The 5883-nt window shown below is 70.3% G+C and carries 2 protein-coding genes and 1 pseudogene; 1 reads left to right on the top strand and 2 read right to left on the bottom strand.

Features of this window, described 5'->3' with window-relative positions; translation table 11 throughout:
* Together ACOJUJ_RS29630 and ACOJUJ_RS29635 are read right to left on the bottom strand one after the other, a co-directional pair.
* Positions 1–468, bottom strand: a pseudogene (locus ACOJUJ_RS29630) (RND transporter); the annotation flags it as partial.
* Positions 469–1271: 803 nt separating this feature from the next.
* On the bottom strand, positions 1272–3719 hold the full coding sequence (locus tag ACOJUJ_RS29635; protein ID WP_420130540.1) for a leishmanolysin-related zinc metalloendopeptidase: 2448 nt from the start codon (positions 3717–3719) through the stop codon (positions 1272–1274).
* A gap of 504 nt (positions 3720–4223) precedes the next feature.
* On the opposite strand from ACOJUJ_RS29635, the gene ACOJUJ_RS29640 reads away from it, so the two are divergent.
* Positions 4224–5105, top strand: a complete 882-nt coding sequence (locus tag ACOJUJ_RS29640; protein WP_420130541.1) for an EamA family transporter — start codon at positions 4224–4226, stop codon at positions 5103–5105.
* Positions 5106–5883 lie beyond the last annotated feature (778 nt).

Genomic DNA, 5883 nt, shown 5'->3' on the forward strand with positions numbered 1-5883 from the left:
CTGGCGCGCGGCCTCGCGCTGCTCGGCGCGCACGGTGGCCACGGCGGCCTCCTGCGTCAGCCGCTGGTTCTCCAGCGTGGCGGAAAGGGTGCTGCGGTCGGCCTCCGCGCCCACCAGCTGCCGCTGCGCCTCCAGCGCGTCCCGCTGCACGTCGGCGTTGCTCAGCACCAGCAGCGGCGTGCCGGCCGTCACCGTGCTCCCCGGCACCGCCAGGATCTGCTCCACGCGCCCGGCCGTCTGCGCGCTGATCCACCGCACCTGCTCGCTCACCAGCGTGCCGGGGCCGCGCACCTCGCGCAGCATGGTGCCACGCTTCACCGTGTCCGTCCACACCGAGGCGCCGTCCAGCTTGGGCGCGGCCGGCTCCATGCGGGCCAGGGCAACGGTCGTCACCAGCAGCACGAGGGCAGCGGCGGCTCCGATGATGTAAGGGCGGCGGTTGGTCGTACGGGCGCGCGGGATGTCCACGGGAATACCTGTGAGAGCAGAGTTCGGGCGGGAGAATCGTAGCGTTTCCCGGGGTACCCTGAAGCAAGGAAGCTTCCACCCGGCCAACCCGGCGCAACCTGCACCCCTGTAACGAGTTGGGCGATGACAACCATCCTGCCGGGCACGGGGAAGTGTCCGGTTATGGGATTTTGATGTCGCGCATCCGGTTACTCGACGGAATCGTGTGCTGGATTTCAGCCGCGAACCCTGCGTTCCGCGGGACGCTGGATGGGGACGAGGCGGTCATTCTGAGAGCGTGGTGAGAAACCTCAGTTGTTCCTCAAGAAGCACACTGTCATCCTGAGGGAGCGCACGCCCGCAACTTCCGCAACCACCAGAAGTTGCGCGCGGCCGAAGGGATCTTTGTCGGGTCGCGCGGAACCCAGCCCTCGAGAGCCGTTCAAGGCTCCTGATTGTGCAGGCAAGGTCCTTCGGTGGGCGCCAAAGCGTTGTGTATCGTCAGATTCGGCGTGCCCTCCGTTCGCGTGGGAGCGGGGCGCCGACCGAAGAATCTTCTTGCTGAAACGGGAGGTTCCTTCCGTCACGACAGGGTTCCGGGCGTTGCCCGGGTAAGGGGTTCCGCGCGAGGGGAGGGAGATTCTTCGGTCGCGCCACTGGCTCCGCAGCGTTCCCGAGAGCCCGACGCGGGCGCTTCCTCAGAATGACAGGTGTTTTCCCAGATTTCCTGTGAGACAAATCGTTCAGGAGTTTCGGTCCGACGCGAGATGCCCCGGACGCGGGGGTGCGTCCGGGGCATCGGGTCTTCGAACTGCGCGCGACGATCAGCGGTGGCGGATAACGCGGCCCCGGGCGTCCTGGCGATGGATGGGGCCCGTCTCCACGTCGCCGATCAGCGGGAGGCTCTCCCCTTGCCCGGCGTTGGCGCGCAGGGAGAGCGTGAGAAAGAACGGGTCCGCGCCCGCCTGGTTCACCGTGTAGCCCAGATCCGCCAGCGAGCGGACCGAGAGCACGCTGAGCGGGTTGATGCCGGGGTTCAGCGACGGTGTCATCAGCTCGTTCACCAGCACCGACTCGCGCCAGTGGGTGTTCATCCGCGCCGCGGAGCCGGTGTTCTCCACCGGCACCTTCTGCCCCCCCGTGTACGTCGCTCCGCCGATGGCGTTGAAGCCCGCGATGCCGCCCGCGCCGCTGAACCAGCTGTCCAGCGGCGGACCGCCGGCGGGCGTGGGGTTCTGCACCAGGTTCAGGTCGGGCCAGATGGTCCCGATCCCCAGCACGTGCCCCATCTCGTGCAGGATCACGTTCCCCAGCCGCCCGCTAGTCTCCAGCCCCGCCACGTCGTCCGTGTCGAACCGCATCAGGCCCACGACGGGAAGATGGCCGCTGTCGCGCAGCCAGCACGGGCCCGCGCTCCCCAGCACGCCGCCGGGGCCGTCGAGCGGCTGGATGGCGGCGAAGATCACCAGGTCGTCCACCGTCATGTTCAGCGCCGGCATGGCGCTGCCGCAAAAGCCCACCGGCTGGTTGATGGGCACGCCGGGAAGGTCGCCCGTCACCAGCCCCTGCCAGCGGGCCACGGCGGACTCGAAGACCGTGCGCTGCGAGGGGGTAAAGGTGGACGAGAAGCAGAGGGTGATGGCGTACCCCGGCCCTCCCCCGCCCTGGCACCCGCTGGCCTGGAAGTTCGCCGGATTCCCCGTCACGCCGGTTCCCGCCACCGTCGCCGTCATGGTGTTCAGGTCCGCGACGGAGCCCAGCATCCACGCCCCCACCCGCGCGATCCCCGCCGCGTCCGTGGTGACCACGGCGTCGGTGGCCGTTCCGCCGCCGCCGGTGATGGAAAAGGTGACGGCGCGCCCCGGCAGCGGATTCCCCGCTCCGTCCTTCACCAGCACCGCGGGGCGCGCGGGAAGCAGCGTCCCCCCCATCGCCGCCTGCCGGTTCCCCGCCGACACCTGCACCGTGGGCGCGCCCACGTCCACCTGCTGGGCCGCGCCGTAGCGGCGCCCGGCCAGCCGCAGCACCGCGTTGCCGTTGGCGGCAAAGCTCACCTGCACGATGGACTGTCCGGCCACCATCGCCGGCTCCGGATCCACGGTGACCAGGGGCCCGGACACCCGCTGCACCCGCACGGAGTCCGCCGCGGAGCGCATGTTTCCGTAGCGGTCCATCGCCCGCAGCCGCAGCGTGTAGGGCGTACCGGGGGCGGCGATCTCGGGCGTTCCCGCGCGAAAGCCGGCCCCGCAGGTGCTGGGGGTTTCGCCCGGGCGCAGCACCAGGATGCGCGTGTACGCGGCGATCCGGTTGATGAACGCCGTGGGCGAGCCGGCCGCGCCCGCGGTGCGCACGCTGCAGATCTGGCGCTGGCCGGCGTAGTCGGGCCCCTCGGGACCGGCGGCGGGGCTGCCGGGAAGCACCGTCACCGCGGTGGCACCCAGCGCCGCCGCGCGCTCGCGCAGGCGGCGCACGGCGGCGGTGTCCTGCGCCTCTTCCATGCTCTCGGTGAGGCGCGTTTCCGTGTCCTGGACCGCCACCGCGTGAAAGCTGATGGTGAACGGATCCGCGGTGGCCCCCGCCGACGCCAGCGGAACGCGAAAGGCAAAGGTGACCACGCCCGTGTAGTCGGCGGGGCCCGTGGACGGCGCCACCGTGCGGCCGGACGGCGTCCGCGTTACGAAGCCGTACGGAAACAGCCCGGTGATCCCGGCCGGCGGGGTGATGGCGGCGATCTCGCTTTCCGTGAACACCTGCAGCACGTCGGCGTCCGTGGCGCGCAGCTCCGTTCCCGCGCCCAGCGACACGGCGCCCGTGGGCGCGATGTTCGGCGCCAGCGCCGGGGTCGCCTGCCCGCCGCTGAACAGGGTAAGCGAGGTGAACGGCGTTCCGGGGATGGTGCTGGCGGAGCTGGCGGGGATGAACGTCAGGTTGGTCAGCGGAGCACCGGTGGTGTTGCGCACCCGGTACGTCACGCTTACGTACCGCTGCCCGCCCTGCCCCCGCGTCCCCTCCGTGAATGAGCCCGACGAAACCAGCTCGAACGACAGCCCCGTATCCACTACGCCAAGGTCCAGACTGGGACCCTTCGGCGCGGCCGATGCGCTGGCCGACACGTCGGGCCCGCCCAGCCCCGTCACGGTAAATTCATACACGCCCTGCACCTGCGGCGTGGGCTCCGGCGCTGGCGGCGTCCCGGTGGGATCGTCCGCGCACGCGGCCAGGCCGGCAAGCAGCAGAGGGACGCGGAGCAGGCGCAGGCGGGAGATCGTCACGCTGGGCGAGTCTGGAACGGGGGAGAATTTCGCTTCGCGGCCTGAAGGGCCAGCCATCCGGCGGGTTGCCGGAGGGTGTGCAGCGGAGGCGTCGCGGGAACGTGGGCCGTCCAGCGGAACAACGCTCGCGCACGCGCGCGAAGCGGGATCCCTCGTCAACGTTTCACATCTCCATAAACAAACAGCGCACGCCCCGAAAGGCAAGTGCAAGACGCCATTTGTTCCGCGTTGCTTTGCCGCCAAAAATACGAAGGCGTGAAGCGGCCGATCCTCTCGGCACCGTCGCGTCCGCACCGCAGGTCGCCATGGCATTGCACGCGGAGCCGCGGAGGAATGGATGAGCCGCGGAACACCTCCGTCTTTCTCCGCGGCTCGCTTCTGATCTCCGCGCCTCCGCGTGAAAATGCAGGAGAGGCTGTGGATACACCCGGAGAGCGTTGCACGCGACGATCGACAATCCGCGTGAAGATGCCGGCGAAGGCGTCGCGGGATAGCTTGTCGCGCATGTGGATTGTCTTTGCGATGGCCGCGGCGCTGGGGTCGGCGGGGACCAGCTTTGCGCTTAAGCGATCGGTGGAGCACGCCGGCGCGGTGGTATCGACCGTCACGTTCCGCATTCTGGCGGGGCTGCTGCTGGCCTGCGTGGTGGCGGCGACGGGGGGATGGCCCGCGATGCCGCCGGAGTACTGGCGCGCCGCGGCCTGGGTGCTGGTGCCCGAAGTGCTGGGGATGCTGTGCCTTACGCTGGCCCTGCGCGAAGGCGACCTGTCGCTGGTGCAGCCGCTGCTGGGCCTGCTGCCGCCGCTGGTGATGCTGGGCGGGTGGCTGTTCCTGGGCGAGGCGCCCACCGCGCCGGCCGCCGGCGGCGTGGTGCTGGTGACGGTGGGCGTCTACTGCATCGGGCTGCGGCCGGGCGCGTCGGCGCTGGAGCCGCTGCGCGCGCTGGCCCGCGAGCGCGCCAGCTGGTTCGCCGTTGCCGCGGCGGTGGCGTGGAGCATCACCACGCTCATCCACAAGCTGGGCATCGAGGCGGTGGGACCGTTCCCCTGGGGTGTGACGCTGGCCCTGGGCTCCGGGCTGCTCCTGGCCGCCGCGCTGCCGGTGATGGGGCGGCGGACGGGCGGCGTGGCGCTCCCCGTACGCTGGTTTCCCTGGGGCGGATACGTGATCGTGGCCGCGATCGCGTTCTCGCTGCAGCAGGCGGGACTGTACCTGGCGATGCGGATGACGCTGGCCGGCTACGTGATCGCCATCTCGTCCACCGGCCTGCTGATCGCCACGGGCCTGGGCATCGTGCTGCTGAACGAACGCGGCGCCGCCGGCCATCGCCTCGCCGGCGCCCTGCTGGTGAGCGCCGGCGCCGCGCTCATCGCGCTGTTCGCGTAGGGCGGATTCGATCCCGGTTCGGCGGGGATCGCGCTGCGCCGCGCCCCCTCCGCTCGCTTAGGCTCGCACCTCCCCCAATAAACCCTGGGGGAGGTTGGAAGAACTCCGTGTGTGCAGGTTGGCGGATGGAATCGGACCGGATGGGATCGGCTGGAGGCCAGAGATCCTTGGTAGAGAGGATGCTGCCGGCGAGGGGATGGGATCCGCGTTTTTTGCGAGGGGCACATGACGAGGGGCGGGGCAGGATCTGTGCGGGTGCAGAGTCCACCTGATCGCGATCGGTAAACGGCAGCCCGTGACAGGACAGTGTGGTGCAGCGAGTGCCGCGATCGCGGGAAGCAAGAGCGGACGTTGGCAGTCGTCGGAGCATGGGACAGGAGATCCTTCGGTCGCGCCCATGGGATGAGGCGCGGGGGAGCGCATGCGGGCGCTCGCTCAGGAATCATGGGCTTGTTGGTTGGTCCGACGGAGTGCGAGCAGGGCCAGATGCGGACCGTGCGTGAGGGAAGGGATGCAACCGGCAGGGCGCGGAATCGGAATCCGTTGACGGGGGACGGGTGGGGCGTAGCTTGTCCGCGTTCCGCGCCCGGCACCACGGTTGCAACTGCCGCCGCGGAGGCTGTGAGAAGTCATTGTTCCCGGCGCGCGCCACCCGGCCGCCGCCGGTTTCCCGAACCGCTACTTTCGTGAGTCACGGCACGGAACACGACGCACGCGGCCGCTACTTCTACGTGCTGGCACTCACCGCCCTGGGGGTGGTGTACGGCGACATCGGCAC

Source organism: Longimicrobium sp. (genome assembly GCF_048594345.1).
Taxonomy (GTDB): domain Bacteria; phylum Gemmatimonadota; class Gemmatimonadetes; order Longimicrobiales; family Longimicrobiaceae; genus Longimicrobium.